We start from the raw sequence: 21,154 nt of genomic DNA on the forward strand, positions 1-21,154 counted from the left end.
GTTCGTCCTGAGCCAGGATCAAACTCTCCATAAAAGAAATTTGATTAGCTCAAATTGTTTTGCTGGCATCAATTTTGATGTCCAAAATTTTGTTTCGTTCACTAAACGTAGTTAGCTAGTAAAAACTATATTGATTACGTTTTGCTTGTTCAGTTTTCAAGGTTCATGTTGCACTGCGTTTCAGCAGCAATAAAATTATTATATCAAAATATCGTTGTGTTTGTCAATAACTTTTTCAAAAGTTATTTTTGCTGTCGAAGTGACAGGAGTTATAATATACCACGATAACATTTCATCTGTCAACACTATATTTGATTAATATTTCATTAATACAATTGGTGTTTGACGACAGGATTAAATAATATCATGTTAATTATAGATTAGTCAACAAACTTATTAAAAATCTTCTTTTTTTTATTTTTCTACTATATATCCTTGGAATTAGGGCGCTTTCCGCACTCATTTTAGGTTGAAATGCACCCTATCGACCATTGGATTATTTTTAAAACTTTACGAGTACTCTTAATCCTACTGAGGCCCTTCTATCTCATATAGGAAAAAAAAGAAAGAACCCTCATAATTGAGGGTTCTTAATCATTTATTTAAGTTGTTTCAATTAAGCCGTACTTGCCATCTTTACGTTTGTAAACAATGTTTGTACCATTTGATTCAGCATCAGTGAAAATGTAGAAATCATGGCCTAACATGTTCATCTGTAAAACAGCTTCTTCATGATCCATCGGTTTTAAATCAAACTGTTTAGTACGTACAATGGAATATTCGTCTTCCTCTGTTACAGTATCAGCTGCAGCTTGCGTTATAGCAAAATAAAGTCCTGCACCTTCACGCTCACGGAATTTACGGTTTACTTTTGTTTTATGCTTGCGAATTTGTCGCTCTAATTTATCAACAATTAAGTCGATAGCAGCATACATATCATTATGACGTTCTTCTGCACGAAGTGTTAAGTTCTTCATTGGAATCGTAACTTCCACTTTTGTTTGCTTGTCATTATAAACCTTTAAATTTACGTTAGCATTGGCGTTAACATCTTCGTTAAAATAACGTTCAACTTTTTCGATTTTAGTTTCTACATACTCTCGAATAGCTGGCGTTACCTCAATATTTTCACCACGAATGTTAAAGTTTAACATGTAAACTCCTCCTTTATGACTGCTATACTTCTTATTTCTACACAAGTGTGTGAAATTCCTCTAAAATAATTCTTTTTTCAATAAAATTTTATGAATTTATTTTTTTCTGTTTTGCTTCAGCCATTTCTTTTTTACGACGTAATTTCAGCTCGTCAACAATCAAATCCTCAATAGCGCCTTGATTATTGAAAAATACACCGTATTGTTTCCCATTACCATGAGGACGGCTCCAAATTACTTCGCCATATACTCGGATTTCTCTTGTATCTAGAACAAAGCGCAAATCAAGAGGAGAAGGACGTACACCTAAATCAACCTCAGTAAACATCTTTAATCCCCTCGGACTAATATCCAATAGATCAGCCATTGCCGTTTGCGCATGATTCACTTTACCATTCTCATATATAGCAAAGGTCATATTAACCGGCTCGTCAAATTTAAAACGAAAGCCTTCTTGACGCTTAAATATCATTTTCCCCACCCCAATACTTTTCAAACATTTAGTTAGCCTGATTATGACACGAATACATGATTTTCATCTAGAGGGAATTAGTAACATATTTTACCGTTAAATCACCTAATTTATGACTATATGTAAAGTTCCTCTTGTCGATTTTTGTATAATCTTAATAACTTTATTGTTTTTTCATTTGCATAATTTGTCTAATAAACAAAAGAGACCATCATCAAGCGATGGTCTCTAATTTTTTATTAAACTTGTCCGTTATTCCCATTACCAAATTGTTGTTGTCGATTAATGCGAATAACTTCTTTCCAAGTATCTCGAAATTCTGTCACTAAGCCTTCAACCTCTTCGATGATGCTAACATCATTTTGGATATTTGCTTCTACTAAACGACGATTCATATATTCATAAAGTGCTAACATATTTTTCGACACTTCAATATCCATATTAAGTGTCGCCATAAGCTCACTAATAATCGCTTGTGCTTTTAGTAAATTTGTATTTTTGTCTTGAATATTTTTTTCTTGAATCGCAAGTTTAGCTTTATTTAAGAACTTTAAACATCCATTATAAAGCATCAATGTAAGCTCACCAGGTGAAGCAGTTGTGACACTATTTTGCTTATACGCGTTTTGTGCTGTTAAATTTGCTGCCAATAAAGGACAACTCCTTTTAGATGTTACTTATTTACTATTTTAAACCATTAAACGAAGAAAAGCTAATAGAGAAATTAATTTTTCTTATCGTAATACATCCCGTCCATCACACGGACATTGCCATATGGATTGAAATATTGCGATTCACTTTTTTTCGTTTTTTGAAGGTTTGCCATATCTTGCTTTACCGCGCTCATTACAGCAGCCAATCGTTCTTTAATGCCATTATCTAATTCAAGCAAGGTACGATGAACGCGATCTTGTTCATCAAAATGAAAACCTTCTTGTTTTAAACCATTTATAATCGTTCCACGCTTGTCCAACATAGTATTTATAGTATCCACATAGTCATCACGATCTTCGCCTTTTGGGATATCACCTAATAATTTATATAGATTTGCAGATGCCTGCAATAGATCATTTGTTAGTTGCATAAACTTCTCCTACTTTGCTTCATTAAAAGCCTCATCAAGAACCTTGTGAGAACATACTTGATTGTGAATTGGCTTTATTGATCGCTTGTTCCATCGCCGTGAATTGCTTCCAATAACGAGCTTCGATATCCTTTAATTTAGCTTGTAACTTAGTAATACGTTCGTCAGAATCAGCGATTTTCTTACCTAAACTATAGGTTTGTTCTGTTGCTCCTTCTTTACCTGCTTTTTTCTCAATTTTAGTCGTCATATCTTTCATTGCATCACGTAAACGATATGCAATGCCTCGATTATCCTCGATTACTTTACGCCCGTTTTCATCAGTTGTTTCTGTTACTTTCCCATTTTGAGAAAATAGCTTAAAAACTTGGTCAGGGTCTTTTGCTAATGCAGCATCTAACTTCGTCTCATTAATGACTAGTTTTCCACCTTCTTTAAGGTCATTCGATGTTGTAATTCCAATTTCAGCCAATGAATCCATTAACTTATCTCCTAACCCTCCAACAGGGCCCAAGAATGTGGAACGCATATTTGACATACCGTCTCGAATAATTGAATCACTACGTAATAAACCACTTTTTGCTTTTTCATCCCAAAGTTTTTGCTCACTTTCAGACATTTCTTTACGTTGTTCATCGGTAAGTGGAGCATAAGCGCGGTATTTCGTTTCTTTAAGTAACTTATTGAACTCATCAATCATTTCATTATATTTTTCAACAAACTCCTTGATCTGTTCTTTTGCAGCACTTGTATTACTAGAAGCTTGCATTGATACAGGAGCTACAGTAGTCTCACCTGTTGGTGCATTAACATTTTTAGCATTATCCCATGCTTGTTTTGCATCAGCCACACGCTGGTTACCTGCTTGATAAGCTTGCTTAGCCGCATTAAATTGTTTTAATTCATCCTCATATGCTACTTGATTTTTTGCTACTGCTGATAGTTCTTCTAATCGATTACCTGCTGGAGGTGTGCCACCATTAATAGAATCCATTTCTGCTAAGTCTTTTAAAGATGTGAGATTACTATCAGAAATACCTTTTAGCTTTTTCTTTAAATTTTCGTCTGTTTCATCGTTAATTGCTTGTTTTAATTCGCTAAGGCTCTTTCCTTTATTGTCTTTAACAAAGTTCACTATAGCATCATCTGCAACTAATGATTTGTTCACTGTTTTATAGGCTTGTTCACTAGTGTCTACAATAGCACGTTCGCGAATAGCAGAAATATCAGTAACATTTTCTTTTAAACGTTTTAAGTCTGCCTCATTAAAACTTTTAAAACGATCATCTTCTTTTAACTCTTCTAATGTTTTCGTTTGAATTGTTGTAATATCAGTATCTGTTAATTTAGCTAATGCTTTTTTATTACTAAAATCATTAAAAAGAGCTTGTTGTTCATCTGTTAAAGTTGGCTTAGCAAATGCTGCCTTATATGCTGTATCAGCATTAAGTTTAAATTGACTCGTAAAATCTTTTTCATTAAAATTCTTTAGATCTGTCTCCGAAATATCTACATTGAAATACCTTTTAATTGCATCGATATAATTTTTATCAAGCTGTGGTTGAGCTGCAACTGCGTTATTGTATTCAGTTTCTGTAGCAGCTATTTGACCAGCAGCCACTGTTCCTGCATTAAACGTTTGCTTCAAAGTCATTTCATAACCAGAGATTGTAAAAGTATTTGATGAGCGCTCTGTCAAAATACCATTCACTTCAAACATTGCATTTTTACCATTACTAGCAAGCTTATTATCAGTCGTTGAAAATCCTAGCTTATTAAAGACATCTAAGCCTTCCGTAACAACAATTTCACCTTGTCCACTTTTTTCACTACCTGTATTTTTAGCACTTAGTGAAAGTTTCCCACCTTCAAATAATGCTGTAACTCCAGCACCACTACTATTAATTTTTTTCACTAAATCGTCTATTGTCATAGTTTCATTAAATTCAATTTTTGTTGCTTCTGAAGCTAAACGGCCATCAGCACCAATTGATTTAATAGAAATCGATTTTATGTTTGGATCTAACTCAAAATCACTTATTTTTGAGCTTCCTGTGTACTTTGTCTGACTACCTACAGATTGTGCTGCAGATGCTAATTGGGATACACCACCAATTGTAATATTACCAGTCGCACCTGGATTTGCTTTTACTGTTACTAAACTTTCATTCGAAGATGTTGCAGTTTTTTGATTCATTTTTCCTGATAGAATCATTTTATCGAATAAAAATGTATCAAATGTTTTTAGTTTAGCATTAACACTTCGGTAAGAATCACGTTGCCACTGTAACGTTTGCTTTTGTTGAAAAGTTTTATTTAGAGGTGCACGCTCCGCCTGCATTAACTTTTCTACCAGACCATCAATATCCATTCCTGAGGCTAAGCCACCGATTCTCATTACCATTATAAATCCTCCTTAAAATTCTTTAAATTTTTTCATCAACAATCATGCCAAGCATTTTTTGCATTTCATAAAATGCATCTAACAACTTTCTAGGTGGAATTTCCTTTACTACTTCTTCTGTATCTTTATTCACTACAGTTACGTAATAACGCTCTAGTCCTTCATGATACATAAATTTTGATGCATTATGAGTTACTTCTAACATTTCGTTTAAAGCTTTAACCGCATCCTGAACTTTCACCTTAGTTTCTTCACTATTATCAAGCAGTTTCAACAATTCTTTAGAGATGTTGGTAGTATTGCTTCCTTGCTTTACTACTTGGTCTACTGATTGTTTAGGAAGTGAAGTAGTCTTCGCTTCAGTCATTGTATCTACATTTGAGTTTACTGAAATACGCATGTTATTCTTCCTCCTTGAATCGATTACAAGCGATTAATTCTTTATATAGTATCGGCTCTAATTCTATTTATTTCACTTTTTTAACAATTCATTTAGTGTCACAGCTAAAATTGTTAATTTGATAATCGTCATGAGAGTATGCCTTTCTATTAACTGCTTACAAAATAATAGCCTCTTAACCAATGATTCTTCATTGATCAAGAGGCCATTTTTATAACTGCATTTTTATTGCTCTTTGAATCGTCTTATCAATGTATTTCACTAATTTTTCATTAAACTGCACTGATACATCGTCAAATGTTTTTATGTCTAATAATTGCGCTTCATAATGCTCTAAATCAACTAATCCATTGTCAGTAACATTAGATATGGTCTTAAATCTAAAAATATGTTCAGTATCTGTTATAGCAACTAAGTATGGCTGATTGGGGTGTATTGTTTCAGTTATTGCTGTATCACGCCCAATACCACCAAAGTCTTTTAATACAACACCTTCATAACTATCTGCCCTAATGTCAGAAAGTTTAGAAATTGTAGGGAAAATATCAATAATGGAACATAATTCATTACTAATTTTCCTTTCAACATTTCCCCCAGCCAACATAAATGGGACTTTACGTCTCGGTTCATGTAAAAGAAAGTCGTCTTGTTTTAAATAAGTTTGTCCATGATCTGCTACTAATGCAACAATAATATTTTCTTTACCAAATCTTGATTCAAGATAACTATATAGTGAGGAAAGATGTAAATCTATACGCTTTAATTCTGATTCGTACTTTTTTATTTTATTTGGGTCATAAGCAGATAATACAGATGTAGCGCCAAGATTTTTATTTTGTCTATATTTTGCTGATACGTTTACTTGACTCATTAAATCATTATTTATTTCATCAGCTACATCATGTAAATCCATTAAGCTTATCCACATAAAGTGGTTGTTATTTTTGAATGTCTCTAAGTGCTCAATTGCTTCTACAACAACTTCTCCAGCCGTAAAGCCTCCTGCATAGTTTTGATATAAAATTCGATCCATCCCCTCTAAATAACCATAGGTTGGTGTAACACGCCAATCATTATTTATTTGGGTAGTCATATAGCCACTCTTTTGAAAATCCTTAGTAAACAAATGATTATATTTGTTTAACTCAAAATGATTTGAAGGATGGTAAAGACCGTGGTGTAAGGTAGTCTTTCCAGTGTACATACTTGCAACACTTGGCAATGTCCAATCTCCAGTAGTATAACAATTATTATTTATATAGCCATTTGAGAAAAAGTTATATGTATGAGGCATTAAATTATGTAACTTTTCTTCTATTACACTATTAGCTAAACCATCTACAAAAACAGTTATAATAGCTTGAACTGGTTTTATTGTAGGTTCCAAATTAACTGGTTTAGCAGCAAAAAAGGGTTGACTAGATGTCACTTTATAGTCACCAGGATCTGTAAATGTAAAATAATTAAATTGGTTTGGCCTTAATACATTTTTAGGGAATCGATAATTAATTTTCGGACCTTCCACTACAATTTCATCATATTGTTCAAACAATGCTATTGGTAATGTTGTTTCATTGTTAATATCAAAGGAAAATGAATCAGAAGCTTTTCCTTGTAACAGTTCAGTTTTAAAAAAGAATCGGGAACTTGTATCAATATCCATCACATTCATAGACTTATACATTTCTGTAAAGTATTCATTACCAGCAGAATCTTTTACAATTTTTTTTACAAGACTTTCATTAAAGCGATTAACTGGATAAGTTCTTTCATCACCTTCTCGTAGAATCATTTCGGTATAATCTAACGCTGCACGGAAATGATCAGGAGATAATGTAGAATCTTCTTTTAATATCTCTATTACTTGATTTAGATACTTTGTCGCTATTTCACGATCTTCGTTAGAACCCGCTAATTTCACGCATCGTGCAAACATCCATAAGCTATCAATATGCTCACCTACAGCACTCTTCAAAGTAGCCAAATTATAAACAATTTCAAATGAAAAAGGAAACTCTTTTAATGCCTCCCTCTCTAATAAAGTTATTCCTTGCTGAAACTCACCACTTAAATAATAATAGTTAGCAAATAAGGTATAATACGATTCATTTCTTAAACTTATTCCATCTAGTTTTTTCTTAGCTTCTGTTAATAGTCCTTCATTTAAAAGAAAAATAATTTCTTCCTTATTTTTTTTAAAAGCCGTTATTTTAGCATTTTTCAAAAATATCACTCTTTCAGAGTATTTTTATATTACTGAATAGTTCTTTTAAGAATAATTCTTGCTAAATATGGATTTTCATTTTTGTAAATAGAAAATCCTCTTCCTTTTGAAAATTCTTCAATTGAAAACCCGAGTTTAATTAATTTGGTAATTTGCAAATCTGTATCTATATATCTTCTGTAATGGTCATCAAAAACTTTGTCTAAATCCTCATCTTCTTTAGTTCTAAACTCCGCTACTATTTCACATGGGATTTGAATATTCTCAAGAATGCTTTCTAAAATCAAATTTTCTGTTTCTTCTGTAATAGCATGTAAGAAAAACCTTGTATAAAACAAAATTCTTTTTTCTTGCGATATCGAAATTTCATTAAATTTAGCCATTAATTTTTTAACTTCAATAACATTACTTAAATCAACACAGGCAAAATATATATTATTACTTGTATTAAAATGTTTATTCATTATATTATTATTGATTTTTATTACTTCTTCTGATCCATCAATGCCTATAACTTCAAAACCATTTTTAGCAAAATAAAATGTATCTTTTCCAGTTCCACATCCTAAATCAACAAGAATTGTATTTTCAATATTCTGTTCCTTTTTCTTTAATATATACTCACTGAAGGTTGATGATTCAGTTAAATCTACTCTATCTTTATAAAAACCTTCCCAGTATTGCTTATTTATGTAACTCATAAAAAATTCTCCATTCTTTTTCTTTTGCTTATCTACTATATTCTATAAATCAATTTAAAGAGTTTGATAATGATTCCCTTGTATTTAGAAATGTTCCACATTTGCCAGTAACTACTTATAAAAATAACTTTCTCAGCAAAAAGTCTCTAGGTCAAAAAAGTTTATCTAAACCTGAGACTTCTTCACAAAATAATACTTCCTATTGTAGGATGGCTGAGTCTACCTCATTTTTTGCTAGTCGTTATAGTCATTCAATCACCGTGTCTTGAGTTAATTTTTGTTACTTTGAGTACACTAATAATCAAGCAACATTTAGCACTAAAAGTTTATATAACATGGAAAAATTATTATTATAATTATAGATATATCTTTTAGTATTTAGCTAAGCTATTGTTTCATGTTCTTCAGACTGTTAGAAGCGTTTACATCAACATATGTGTCGAATTAATTCTCTTGTTAAATTCATCTTAAAAATACTTTATATTAAAAAACTTGAATTATTCTTAGTACTTACGATTCAAGTTATATTAATTTTATTCTCTAGTCTGCTGAAACTTTGCAATAGCTCAGTAGTTTGTATATGATTCCTAGATTCCTATTTTTATTTTTCTCTATAAATCAAATTTCACTTCGCTTAATTACGCTAATTACCAAGCGCTCAAACCACCATCAACTATAATATTATGTCCCGTTACATAACTCGAAGCATCTGAAGCTAAATAAATTAACGCTCCAACCATTTCGTCGGCTTGAGCCATTCGACCTAAGGGAATACGATGTGAATAATTTTGTTTAAAAATTTCATTTTGGCCACTTTCCACTCCACCAGGGGTTATCGTATTTACACGTATTTTATCTTTCGCCCAATAGGTAGAAAGATATTTTGTTAATGCAACTACGCCACCCTTTGATGCAGAATAGATGGCTGGGGTATTGATTTGACGATCTAAATAAAAAGAGCCTTCATAAATACGATTATCTGGAGCAACTACGCCATAAATAGAAGCAGTTTGAATAATAGAACCTCCATTTTTTTGTTGCTTCATTACTTTCCCTACATATTTAGCAACAAGGAACATTCCATCTAAATTTGTGCTCATGATTTCTTTCCATTGGTTCAAATCATATTCTTCAAATGGGGCAAAAAAAGCCTCTAAGTTACTAGATTTCCCCGCTGCATTATTATGAAGTATATCAATCGTCTTAAACTCAGTAACAACCTTATCAACCATTTCTTTTACCGATTGTTCAGATGTCAAGTCACAATAAATAGCTAGTGCTTTAACTCCATAATCTTTTTCAATTATACTTGCAAGCTCATTAGCCTTTTCTATATTAATATCCACTACTGCTACATTAGCACCTGCATCTGCCAAGCCCATACAAAAATAGCTACCTAAAATTCCTGCACCGCCTGTTACAACAGCATTTTTACCTTGCAAATCAAAAAGCTTTTTAAATTCTTTTTTCATATTAATACCCTTCTATTCCCAAGTAATGATACAGTTCATCTAATAAAATTTTTCTATTCTCTTTACGTGATTGCTTTCCAGCTATTAATAATGCGATAGATACTAAAGTATTTTCAGGATTATAAAGTATTTCATTTTCATCTACTAACTTTACAAATCGATAAAGCATTCGTCTAAACATAGAAAAATTATCTTCTATTTCGACATTGGATCTTTTCGATTCTCCCCAAACTTCTATATTAAAAGTCTTTTGTGTACATCCAAGAATATTAATTGTCCAAACTAATCCACTATCAAAGGTAACCATATATATTTCTGCATTACTAGAAATATATTGAATTGATTTTGGCTTCTCGTCTAATAATCCTAATACCCCGTCTATAATATGTATACCGTATTTTTCCCATTCATTAATTACTGATGATTGAATCACTTTTAGTTTACCAAACGTGTTCATATTATCTCTTATCTCATCTAGTTCCATTGCAAATCTTAAACCTGCAACCGACATTAATTGTCCTTTAGAAAGAAATTTTTTAAAATATAATAACTCTGACATATCCATTGTTAAAGGCTTGTCTATTAAAACTTTCATTCCTGCTTCTAAAAATGGTTTAGCCATCAATAAATGTTGCTCATAATCATCTCGAGCAATAATTACTGCATCAACTTCTCCAATCATATCGGTATAGTTTTCGACAACAATATCTGCACAAATAGCTTGTGCTAAATTATTGCTAATAACATCATCTTGAGTCCAAACATGAGTAATTTTAACGTTAGGAAAACCCAATTCCGAGATGTCCCTCTTTTTTACGTATTTATAAATTACATCCCAATTCGCATCTTTCAATGCGTTATCGTTATACCCGTTGATAATAGACCCCCAAGAATATGGATGTCCGTTATTTTCTGTTAAGCCAATTAATCCTATTTTTTTTACCATACTCCCCAGCCACCATCTACACAAATATTCTGTCCTGTAATGTATGAGGATGCATCAGAACATAATAATGCCACTACACCTTTAAGTTCATGAGGTTGTCCAATACGGTTCATTGGATTTTTTTCCCCCAGTCGTTTTATAAACTCTTCATCTTTTTGTGTTTCCGGGAAAGGAAACGGACCTGGGCTAATGCAGTTTACACGAATATGATAAGGTGCTAAAAAGCTTGCTAAGTACTTACTAAACTGTATTACGGCTGCTTTAGCTGCCCCATAACTTGGCGGATTTGTATATTTCTCATTATTATACATTCTATAATCAGGTGCTACGTGACCATACATTGAAGCTGTATTTAAAATAACGCCTTGAGATTGCTTTAATAAATGTTGTGTTGCTTTTACAAGTCTAAAAACTGAATTTAGACTCATATCAATATCATATTCCCAATCCTCATTTGAAATCGATTCAAAAGAGTTTTTATTTCCAGACCAAGCATTATTAATTAAAATATCTAATTTATCAATTTTACTAACTGTCTCTGCAATCGAATTTTTATTCATCAAATCTAATTTCAAAGCACTGAAATTCTGTTTTGGATACATTGCTGATAATCTATTAGCTAACAGTTGGCATTTATTCACATCTCGACTTGCAATATAAATGTTAGCTCCTTGTTCAGCTAAAGCTTCACACATTTCAGTTCCTAAATAACCTGCTCCGCCAGTAATTAAAGCTGTTTTCCCTTGTAAATTAAATAGTTCTCTCAATGTAACACTCATTTTAGTACCCCTTTTCTTCAATTCGTTTCTTTAACATGAGTTCCGCTAAAGAAAAATCAATTAAGTCATCTATATCTATCGATCGATCTTTAGGCATTGTTACAGCACCAATTTCACCTAGAATAAGTTCTTTATTCGACTTCAACAGTTTTTCTATTTTTGTAATATACACTGCTCCGTTTAATTGATAAGCATTAGGCAATTGCTGACGTGGTAACCATGGAATAACATCATTAATAAATGTTGTTGGGACGTCATCTTCAATTTTCCAAGCTCTATGTGGATTTAAATCCGCTTCTTTAAAGGTTGCAACAGAATCTAATGAATTTTCATAAATCATTCTAATGCATCTACTAATATCTTGAACTTCTCTCATAGGAGAAGTTGATTCTAATAAAGTAATATATTCATAATAATCCTGTTTTCCCATCAATTCATTTATTACATAATGCATTGTATCAATAACTAACGAGGTATCGGTGGCTAGTTCAGATGGACGCATTTGTACTTCCGCTCCATATTTAATTGCTATTTCTGCTATTTCTGAATCATCTGTAGAAACAATTACTTTATCTATTTCAGGAGTATTTTTAGCTGTTTCAATTGTCCATGCAATAAGTGGTTTACCACATAAATTAACTATATTTTTTTTAGGAATAGACTTACTGCCACCTCTTGCTGGTATTAAAGCCAGTACCTTTTTATTACCAATCATTTATTTACCCTCATTTCTTTTCACAGTAATTACCATTAGCTTTGTTGAAATCATCCATTTTACCAATATCTAACCAATACTCATGGATTGGGAAAACAGTTGCTTTCTCCTTCTTATCAATTAATTGTTCAAAAAGTGTAGGCATATCATAATATTCATCCTGAGGAATATAATTAAATACCTCAGGGTTAAGTACATAAATACCTGCATTAACAAAGCTACGATGAATCGGTTTTTCTTTAATTGTTACCAAATCCGTACCATCCGTTTTAATAACACCATAGGGGATTTGATATTCAAATTCTCTTACACACATCGTTGCAACAGACTCATGCTCCATATGGAATTGCATTAGTTGGTCAAAATTGATTTGTGTTAGCAAGTCTCCATTCATCACAAAAAATGGTTTAGTCGGTCTATTTTTTAATAATGAAAGTGCTCCAGCAGTTCCCATTTTCTTGTCTTCTTCAATATATTCAATGGTTACATCAAAAGCTTCTCCATTTTGAAAATAATCTTGGATAACCTCTTTTTTGTAATTTACAGAAAAAATAAAATTGGTATAGCCATATTGTTTAAAACCTTCTATTATTGTTTCTAAAATAGGCTTATTCCCAACTCTTAGCATCGGCTTTGGCGTATCGTTGGTCAACGGTCGTAACCTTGTACCTAATCCGCCAAGCATTAATATAACTGTATTTTTATTTATTGAAGTTTCAATACTATCTGTAAAAAGTATATTTATAATTCTATTATTTTCATCCACTATAGGTAACTGCTTAAGCATTTTAGATTTCATTAATTGCTTATATTTATGATATTTTTGACCACTTCTAGCACTAATTGGATTTGGGTTCATAATTGATGTGATTGTTACATCGAGACCCTCACCACGCAAAATACCTCGACGAATATCTCCATCTGTGACAGTCCCAAGCAAATGTTGTTCTTCATCTACAACTACTGCAAATTGCAAAGATGAATCATCAATGATTTTCATTGTATCTAGTAAAGTATGATTTTGATTAACTAATGTTTTTTGCCATTGTTTCATAGTATTACACTTCCTTTGCAGGTACGCCAACTGCTTTTATGCCATTTGCAATATTATTAGTCACAACTGCTCCTGCACCAATTAAACAATTTGATCCTATATGAATGCCTTGAATAATTGTTGCACCTGTTCCAACATGTGTGCCTTTTTCAATATGAACACTACCCGATATTTTAGTGCCCGGTGCAATATGTATATGGGAATCTATTTGACAATCATGATCAATCAGCGCACCAGTATTTATAATACTATTATCGGCAACTTTTGTATTCGTTTGAATAATAGTACCAGCCATTATTTGAACTCCTTGTCCTAATTGAACGGAAGGAGCAATAATGGCTGAAGGATGAATGACAGATTTAAAATGATACTTATTTTGCGTAAACATATTAAATATTTTTTCTCTTAATGGTGACGGCTTAATTGTCCCTATTGCTAGTACTAGTTCAATATCAGATGGACTATAACCTTCTATTACCGCATCAGAACCTAAATAAGATAAACCAAAAGCATTCTCTTCTAAAGTAGGTGCAGTAAATCCAATAATTGTTTCCTTCTGTGCTAATAAAATTTCAGTTAGTATCGAGGCATGTCCACCATTCCCAATCATAATAATCGGCTTATTCATCGATTAGCTCATCCTCTTCGTATGATTTTGAAGCAATTTCACCGATGAGAGACCAGTATTTAGAAGGCTGCATACCATCTCCAGGTCTTTTTACAGTTAAATTATCAGTAGTAAATACCTCACCTACATTTATAGGAGTTTTAGCAACAAGGCTTTTTCTGACAGGAATCCGATTTTTTATCTCTACTGAGTTAGGTTTTTTAATTCCATCCCCCAGTGCCAGCTCTACATCTCTAATTCCTTTTATCATGGACTTTAACTCTGTTGGATTTAAGGAGGCAATATGATCAGGACCTTCTAGTGTTTTATCCAAAGTAAAGTGCTTTTCTACCACTTTTGCTCCAAAGCTAACAGCTGCAACGGGTATATTGATACCTTCTGAGTGGTCTGATAAACCAATCGATAAGTGGAAGCTCTTCTGCATTTCAGTCATTGCATTTAAATTAATAGAGTCCATAGGTGCTGGATACTGCGTTGTACAATGTAACAAGGTTACATACTTTTTTAACGCTTCTTTCGCTTCTTCAGTAGCATAAAAATTATTTACGCGCTCTATCGTAATAGGTTCCTTCGATTTTACTAAACCATAAGCTATAAATGCTAATGCCTCATGTATTTCCTCAACTGTTGCCATTCCAGTAGATAAAATCATTGGTTTTTGTTTTGTTGCAATATAATGAATAAATGGAGCATTTGTTAATTCTCCAGAAGGAATTTTAGCTATCGACAAGTTCAATTTATCTAGCAAAAAATCGACACTTTCAAAGTCAAAAGGTGTCGATAGAAATTCTATTTGCTCTAAATGACAAAATGATTGCAATTCAATAAATTCCTCATAAGTTAATTCTAGCTTTTTCAACATCGCAAATTGAGATGAAGCCTCACCTAAATTTTCAACTTGATAAGTTGCTTGCTGTGCTTGCTTTGTCACTAAATTTTCCGCTTTAAATGTTTGAAATTTTACCGCGTCAGCTCCAGCTTCTTTCGCAACTTGGACAAGTTCTTTTGCCATTTCTAATGATCCATTATGATTAACGCCTGCTTCAGCTATAATGTAAGTTTTCATAAAACTCGCTCCTTCAATAGCATAAATGCTTCTGCTGCTTCAAAACCACTTGCAGTCCCACGAATATAAGCTAAAGATTGAATAGCCTTTTCACTTCGTGGAAATGGAAATGCACTTATTTCTGATTCATAAATTTTCATAATTTCAATTTTCTTGCCAAGAAAGGACTCGATATTTACAAATACATTTGGTCTAAAGCCATTTGCATCGGGATTCATTATAAAATCTGTTTCCGATAAAGTTTCATAACCTAACACTTTTTCTACAGATGGGTATCTAAACCATTTTGTACAGGCCATTGTTCCGTCAAATACTGCTTTATGATCTGAATGTATATCACTTGGATAAGGTACATATATGATATTTGGCAATATTTCTTGAAAAACTTTACCTATTTCTCCGATTAAATCCCCGTCCGGGACTTGATCTAATGTTGCTGCCTCAAAGCCAAGTTCGAATGTTTTTTCAAATTGATAACTTGTAGCTACATTTTTGATTTCTTTAGCTCTTTTGATCTTGATATCACGCTCAAAATTATTTCCCATTGACGTAACAATTATCCAATATACCTTATCTCCTTGACTAATATGCTTTAATAACGTTCCACCACATCCTAGTGTTTCATCATCAGGATGGGGAGTTAAAATAACCACATTTTTACTCATAAATATTCCCCCTCTTTTGGTATGAAATCACCTTCATATTCTAATATTTGCAGCAATTTATCCGATGTTTTAACAATAAAAGAATTTTCATATACATTTACTATTTTTCCGGGTTCTATATTTTCCATATATTCACTTTCTAATATTCTTGCTCGCCAAATAATAATATCCTTATTATTATATTGGAAATGAGCACCCACATAAGGCTTCGTTAACGCTCTTATTAACTGTAGAATTGATTTAGCATTCATCCGCCAATCTATTTCTCCATCTATTTTACTTCTTTTTCTCCAATAGGATGCTTGTTTATCATCTTGAGTTATTGGAATGATGGTTTGATTTATGATACTATTTGTCATTTCAACTACTTGTTGTTCGCCAACAAGTAATAGTTTTTCATATAATGAATTGGCATCTTCAGAATCACCTAGAATAATTTTTTTTTGACTTAAAATATCTCCAGCATCAGGAATATCCGTTAAGTAAAAAAATGTAGATCCAGTTTCTTTAAGTCCTAATACCAATGTCCATATTATAGGGTGTCTTCCACGATTTTTTGGTAGTAATGTTGGATGATAACCTATCGCACCTAAAGGTGGTAATGAATAAATCTCTTTTGGTAATAAATATGACCACCCAAAGCAATAGATGATATCCGGATTTTTTTGTTTTACCCAGTTTAATAGTTGTTCATTATTTTTATAATTCAACCATTCGATATTTTTCTTTTCACAAAACCCATCTAAAGATACGTGGTCTGCATTATAATTAGATTCAATTTTAGTTACAACACCAATTATTTCAGCAGTCGTTTTATGGTAGATTGCTTTTAAAAAGCGTTCGCTGGATTTTACACATCCAATAAATAATATTTTCATACTTACCTCTTCAAATCGTAAAATCTCTTTATAATAATATTTTCAAGATTTTTAGTTTTTAATATTTCTACAATTTGCTCTGATGTATTTCCCTCTCCATATACCATTGGGATTGTCTTTATTTTTTCGTTAAAGGTTGTTGACACCCCATTTTTTATTGCATTTATTATTTGATTTTCATCAAATGAACAATCTATTACTGATCCAGCCTTTAGACGACCCCTTTGACGTAAACCTATATTAACAGTAGGCTTCCTAAAAAACGGTACTTCTAGTAATCCACTAGAGGAATTGCCGATTACAAGTTGACAATGTTTAATTGCACTTAAATATCTCAATTGTCCAAGAGAATCATACACACATGCTCGATGTGAATTTTTTTTCACATATTCTTCTATGTAATGATTTATAATACGACCATCTGTGTCAGCATTTGTCTTGGTAAATATAATTTGATATTGTGGAAATTTATCTAGAGAATTTAATAAAGTTTGAATTTGGATTTCCGCTGTACTATCTTGTAAAGTCGTAGGATGAAGAGTAACAAGGAAAAATTTATCCAAATCCAGGTGAACACTTTCAGAAAGTTCCTTTTTACTAAGGCATTCTATTTTTTTTATCCCTTCTATTCCTAGTGTTCCTACGTTAAAAACAGTGTCAGGTTGTTCCCCCATTTGAATAACACGATTTCTATATTCATTACTTGCTGTAAAATGAAGGTGAGCCATTTTTGTAATAGAATGTCGTATTGGATCGTCAATCAATCCTTCGGTTAGCTCGCCACCATGAATATGAGCAATAGGTATCCTCATAATCATCGCAGCTTGAGTTGCAGCGAAAATTTCAAATCTATCACCTAAAATAACTAATACATCAGGCTTCAATCTTGCGAATGCATCTGCAAAAGATATAGCTCCTAAACCAATAGATTTTGTAATAGCTGTTGTAGTGTCGCTCGAGAGTAACATTTCAACCTTTTCATTAATAACAAATCCATCTTTTTCTATTTGTTCAAATGTTAAACCAAATTCAGGAGAAAGATGCATGCCAGTCGCTACTATTTGTAATTCTAGATTTGAGTCACTTGCAATGCGTTTCATTAACCAAATTAAAAGACCGTACTCCGCTCTAGTACCAGTCACAATACAAATTTTTCGTTTCATCGTTATCCCTCACTTAATGGTGTACTAGGAATATTGACAACTATTCTATTCAACTGTTCTGTTACACTTAAATCTGATTTCGGACAGTTTTGATAGATTGCTAGGTGGTGCATTGGCGTCCAAATTGGGCGGCTCATTACACCTTGCTCATTTAAAAAGCTTAATACTTCATCACGATTAAACTGCTCATCGAGTAAAATAGTTTGTAGCCAATAATTACTTCTAGTATTTGCTGGCTCTTTAAATAAATGGACGCCATCTAAATAACCTAACCATTGCTCATAGTGCTTCATTAAATCGCGTTTTTGTTGAATAAACGTTGGCATTTTTTCTAATTGCGCACAACCTAACGCTGCATTTATATTCGGCATGCGGTAGTTAAATCCGATTTCATCGTGCTCATAAGCCCAACGATGTGGAATTTTAGCAGTCGTTGTTAAATGTTTTGCATAATCCGCTATTGCATCATCATTAGTTACAATCGCGCCGCCACCGCCTGTTGTCATTATTTTATTACCATTAAAGCTTAACGCACTTACTTTTCCAAAGCTGCCTGTATGTTTGCCTTTATAATAAGTACCTAATGATTCTGCTGCATCTTCTATAAGAGTCAAATTATACATTTCACATACTTTAAGTAAACCTTCCACATCAACTGCATGACCAAATGTATGCATCGGTACAAGTGCTGAAATACGTCTTCCCGTTTCTCTATTATAAAGCTGATTATTTTGGATTTTTCCAATTTTCTCTATATAGATTTGTAATTTATCTGCATCTACACCTAAAGTATTAAGAGAAACATCTATAAAATGTGGAACAGCGCCTAAATATGACACAGCATTGGCTGTTGCAATAAAAGTAAGTGACGGCATCAACACTTCATCTTCAGCCTTTACGCCTGCAACTTTTAATGCTATATGCAGTGCAGCTGTCCCATTTACAACAGCAACCGCTCGCTTTACACCGACAAATTTAGCTAAATCCTCCTCAAAACGATTAACATAAGCGCCAACTGAAGAAACCCAACCTGTTTTTACACAATCCGTGACATATTCAACTTCTTTATCATTGAATGTGGGCTCATGTAAAGGCACAAACTCTTTTCCATAAAACTGCTTTACATTATCTGCAAATTCCAACCATTGCGTATTCATATATTATAAACATCTGCCTTATATTGAGATAAGTTCTTAGGATTTGTAAACCATTCTATTGTTTCTTCAAGACCTCTACGGAAGCCATCTTTGCCACCATATTGTGGCTCCCAACCAAGTAGTTCCTTCGCCTTTTTGTTCTCTGCCCAAAGACGCTCGACTTCACTTTTTTCAGGACGTAGACGTTGCTCATCCGTTTCGATTGTTAAATCTACACCCATAATATCAGCAATCATTTCTGCAGTTTCGCCAATAGAAACCTCATAATTTGATCCGATATTAATGACTTCACCGATTGAATTAGTGGAATTCATTACAGATATAAAACCGTTAACTGTATCTTTTACATAGTTAAAATCACGTGTAGGGCTTATAGCTCCAAGCTTTATGTTCGTTTTGCCACTTGCCAGTTGACTAATAATCGTCGGTATAACAGCGCGAGCGGATTGGCGTGGTCCATATGTATTAAACGGACGAATAATAGATACAGGTGTATCAAATGAGCGGTAAAATGACAAAGCCATCTGATCCGCACCTATTTTTGATGCTGAATATGGTGATTGCCCTTGTAGTGGATGCTCTTCATCAATTGGTACATACAATGCTGTTCCATATACTTCACTTGTAGAAGTGTGTACTACCTTATCTACGCCTAACTCTTTCGCTGCTTGTACAACATTTAATGTCCCTGTCACATTTGTATCAACATAAGTTGCAGGAGAATGATAGGAATATGGAATTGCAATTAAAGCTGCTAAATTAAGGACATGCGTACAACCCTTCATAGCTTCTTTTACACCATACGGATCACGAATATCCCCTGAAAACACATCCAATGATGATTTAATTTCTGATGATGACTGATCTAACCAGCCCCAAGAATTAAATGAATTATAATAAACAAATGCACGAACATCATAACCTTGTCGTACTAATGTTTCTGTTAAATGTGAGCCGATGAAGCCATCTGCTCCGGTTACTAGAATTTTTTTCATAAATTATCTCCATTTACTAAATGCTGAAATTGTTGTTCATCTATAAGAGGGACATTTTTTATCTTTGCACCTTTTATGGCTGTATTATATACTTTTACTTTTGTCTTAGTCATCTTTTGATCGTACCAGTGCTTAAAAACTTGAAACATTGGTCTAGTATAAATGATACTACCATCATTTGCTTGTTCTTCTCTGACTGAAGATTCATTTGTAACGACCTTTTTAGAAGTTGAAAAATTCGCATGTGTATGTTGACCATAAAATCCTAAATCTTGTCCAAATAATACAATCTTTTCATAGCCTAGTCTTTCCAATAAACTAAATGTTACAGTACCTACAGAACCTCCCGTCTCAATTAGAGGCACGATTTTAGCTTGTTGTTCAGCTAATTCATACCCTTTTTGATATAAAATATAACGAGTGCCTTTATGATACAATACACTTTGATGATTCGCTGTGCTTAAATAATATAATTGTCCTGTAAATCCTGTTTTTTCAAAATGTTGTACTGTTATGTCCTTAGCATCAGATATTACTGCAGCTTTTGGATATACATCATGAGCAAGTAAAGTTTTTAATGCTGCACTTACTACATATATATCGATGTCTTTTTGAAGTTTCTTTAACCAATAAACTGTTTCGTTTAACGAAGGACCTGCTGCTACTAAACATGCAATTTTTGTTTGTTTTTTTGTTTGAATTGTAAAATCATTCAGCATAATATTCTTATTAAAATTCTCTCTCAGTAAAACTTTATTCCTATTATAGGAGATTTGTTGAATTTTAATGACCTCAAGAATTGAAAATAACGGGTGTTCTTGTCCAATCGCTTTTAACCAAACATTAGGCAGTATAATTTGTAAATCATTGTCTAGTGCGGAGGAATTTATTTTATTTACCAAATGTACGTTTTTCTTTTCCCACCAGTTTGTCACATTATATTTTTTAAATAGTTGTAATTCACTTTCTGAAAAATAGTAAACAATTATCTCTTTTCCATTTACATACTCTAATAATGCTTTTAAATGATGCCCTAGCCCAAGTCCAATCAATAAATAGCTACCTGCATTACAATCATACTCAGATTGAATAAACTTGGTCGCACCTTCTCCTGGTCGATATTGACTATAAATTTGAATTCCATTTAAAAGGAGGGTATTTTCACCATTCTTTGATACAATTACTTCCCATTTCACT

At 32.8% G+C, this 21,154-nt stretch carries 21 protein-coding genes; all 21 read right to left on the reverse strand.

The annotated features are described in order from the left end of the window. Positions 1-602 precede the first annotated feature (602 nt). The 21 genes from hpf to ACIP9G_RS10225 all read right to left on the reverse strand — a co-directional run bounded on the left by hpf (position 603) and on the right by ACIP9G_RS10225 (position 21,153). Positions 603-1,154 (reverse strand): ribosome hibernation-promoting factor, HPF/YfiA family, encoded by a 552-nt coding sequence (hpf, locus tag ACIP9G_RS10125; RefSeq protein ID WP_340826329.1) that lies wholly within the window; start codon positions 1,152-1,154, stop codon positions 603-605. 88 nt (positions 1,155-1,242) lie between these two features. After that, on the reverse strand, positions 1,243-1,626 hold the full coding sequence (locus ACIP9G_RS10130; protein ID WP_340826330.1) for a PilZ domain-containing protein: 384 nt from the start codon (positions 1,624-1,626) through the stop codon (positions 1,243-1,245). Between the two features lie 239 nt (positions 1,627-1,865). After that, a complete protein-coding gene (fliS, locus tag ACIP9G_RS10135) occupies positions 1,866-2,276 on the reverse strand; it encodes a flagellar export chaperone FliS (RefSeq protein ID WP_401019101.1) in 411 nt (136 codons plus the stop codon). A gap of 74 nt (positions 2,277-2,350) precedes the next feature. Continuing rightward, a complete protein-coding gene (gene fliT / locus ACIP9G_RS10140; protein ID WP_401019102.1) occupies positions 2,351-2,710 on the reverse strand; it encodes a flagellar protein FliT in 360 nt (119 codons plus the stop codon). A 34-nt stretch (positions 2,711-2,744) separates the two neighbouring features. Continuing rightward, the gene (gene fliD / locus ACIP9G_RS10145) at positions 2,745-5,114 is read right to left on the reverse strand and encodes a flagellar filament capping protein FliD (protein ID WP_401019104.1); all 2,370 of its coding nucleotides are present in this window, start codon (positions 5,112-5,114) and stop codon (positions 2,745-2,747) included. 22 nt (positions 5,115-5,136) lie between these two features. Next, entirely contained in the window at positions 5,137-5,514 is a 378-nt protein-coding gene (locus ACIP9G_RS10150) for a flagellar protein FlaG (protein WP_401019105.1), read from the reverse strand. A 211-nt stretch (positions 5,515-5,725) separates the two neighbouring features. Further along, positions 5,726-7,738: a sulfatase-like hydrolase/transferase gene (locus tag ACIP9G_RS10155; protein WP_401019107.1), complete on the reverse strand. Its 2,013-nt coding sequence runs from the start codon at positions 7,736-7,738 to the stop codon at positions 5,726-5,728. A 29-nt stretch (positions 7,739-7,767) separates the two neighbouring features. Then, on the reverse strand, positions 7,768-8,439 hold the full coding sequence (locus ACIP9G_RS10160; RefSeq protein ID WP_401019109.1) for a class I SAM-dependent methyltransferase: 672 nt from the start codon (positions 8,437-8,439) through the stop codon (positions 7,768-7,770). Between the two features lie 647 nt (positions 8,440-9,086). After that, entirely contained in the window at positions 9,087-9,911 is an 825-nt protein-coding gene (locus tag ACIP9G_RS10165; RefSeq protein ID WP_401019110.1) for an SDR family oxidoreductase, read from the reverse strand. A gap of 1 nt (position 9,912) precedes the next feature. Then, the gene (locus tag ACIP9G_RS10170; protein WP_401019111.1) at positions 9,913-10,857 is read right to left on the reverse strand and encodes a Gfo/Idh/MocA family oxidoreductase; all 945 of its coding nucleotides are present in this window, start codon (positions 10,855-10,857) and stop codon (positions 9,913-9,915) included. Beyond that, the gene (locus ACIP9G_RS10175; RefSeq protein ID WP_401019112.1) at positions 10,851-11,636 is read right to left on the reverse strand and encodes an SDR family oxidoreductase; all 786 of its coding nucleotides are present in this window, start codon (positions 11,634-11,636) and stop codon (positions 10,851-10,853) included. Before ACIP9G_RS10175 ends, ACIP9G_RS10170 begins: the two co-directional genes overlap by 7 nt. A 1-nt stretch (position 11,637) precedes the next feature. Beyond that, the gene (locus tag ACIP9G_RS10180; RefSeq protein ID WP_401019113.1) at positions 11,638-12,351 is read right to left on the reverse strand and encodes an acylneuraminate cytidylyltransferase family protein; all 714 of its coding nucleotides are present in this window, start codon (positions 12,349-12,351) and stop codon (positions 11,638-11,640) included. A 10-nt stretch (positions 12,352-12,361) separates the two neighbouring features. Continuing rightward, positions 12,362-13,405, reverse strand: coding sequence for a nucleotidyltransferase family protein (locus tag ACIP9G_RS10185; RefSeq protein WP_401019115.1), 1,044 nt, complete (start codon positions 13,403-13,405; stop codon positions 12,362-12,364). A 4-nt stretch (positions 13,406-13,409) separates the two neighbouring features. Beyond that, on the reverse strand, positions 13,410-14,033 hold the full coding sequence (locus ACIP9G_RS10190) for an acetyltransferase (protein ID WP_401019116.1): 624 nt from the start codon (positions 14,031-14,033) through the stop codon (positions 13,410-13,412). Continuing rightward, the gene (gene neuB, locus ACIP9G_RS10195) at positions 14,026-15,099 is read right to left on the reverse strand and encodes an N-acetylneuraminate synthase (protein ID WP_401019117.1); all 1,074 of its coding nucleotides are present in this window, start codon (positions 15,097-15,099) and stop codon (positions 14,026-14,028) included. Before neuB ends, ACIP9G_RS10190 begins: the two co-directional genes overlap by 8 nt. After that, positions 15,096-15,764: a PIG-L deacetylase family protein gene (locus ACIP9G_RS10200; protein WP_401019118.1), complete on the reverse strand. Its 669-nt coding sequence runs from the start codon at positions 15,762-15,764 to the stop codon at positions 15,096-15,098. Before ACIP9G_RS10200 ends, neuB begins: the two co-directional genes overlap by 4 nt. Continuing rightward, on the reverse strand, positions 15,761-16,642 hold the full coding sequence (locus ACIP9G_RS10205; protein WP_401019120.1) for a methionyl-tRNA formyltransferase: 882 nt from the start codon (positions 16,640-16,642) through the stop codon (positions 15,761-15,763). Before ACIP9G_RS10205 ends, ACIP9G_RS10200 begins: the two co-directional genes overlap by 4 nt. Before the next feature lie 2 nt (positions 16,643-16,644). Then, the gene (gene neuC / locus ACIP9G_RS10210) at positions 16,645-17,805 is read right to left on the reverse strand and encodes a UDP-N-acetylglucosamine 2-epimerase (RefSeq protein WP_401019121.1); all 1,161 of its coding nucleotides are present in this window, start codon (positions 17,803-17,805) and stop codon (positions 16,645-16,647) included. A gap of 2 nt (positions 17,806-17,807) precedes the next feature. After that, the gene (locus tag ACIP9G_RS10215; RefSeq protein WP_401019122.1) at positions 17,808-18,962 is read right to left on the reverse strand and encodes a LegC family aminotransferase; all 1,155 of its coding nucleotides are present in this window, start codon (positions 18,960-18,962) and stop codon (positions 17,808-17,810) included. Next, positions 18,959-19,957 (reverse strand): NAD-dependent 4,6-dehydratase LegB, encoded by a 999-nt coding sequence (locus ACIP9G_RS10220; protein WP_401019124.1) that lies wholly within the window; start codon positions 19,955-19,957, stop codon positions 18,959-18,961. The genes ACIP9G_RS10215 and ACIP9G_RS10220 overlap by 4 nt, the downstream gene beginning before the upstream one ends. After that, positions 19,954-21,153 carry a 6-hydroxymethylpterin diphosphokinase MptE-like protein gene (locus tag ACIP9G_RS10225; protein WP_401019126.1) on the reverse strand — a complete coding sequence of 400 codons (1,200 nt, stop codon included), beginning with the start codon at positions 21,151-21,153 and terminating at the stop codon, positions 19,954-19,956. The genes ACIP9G_RS10220 and ACIP9G_RS10225 overlap by 4 nt, the downstream gene beginning before the upstream one ends. Between the last annotated feature and the right edge of the window lies 1 nt (position 21,154).

This window comes from Lysinibacillus sp. NPDC093197 (assembly GCF_044754025.1).
In the GTDB taxonomy this organism is placed as follows: Bacteria; Bacillota; Bacilli; order Bacillales_A; family Planococcaceae; genus Lysinibacillus.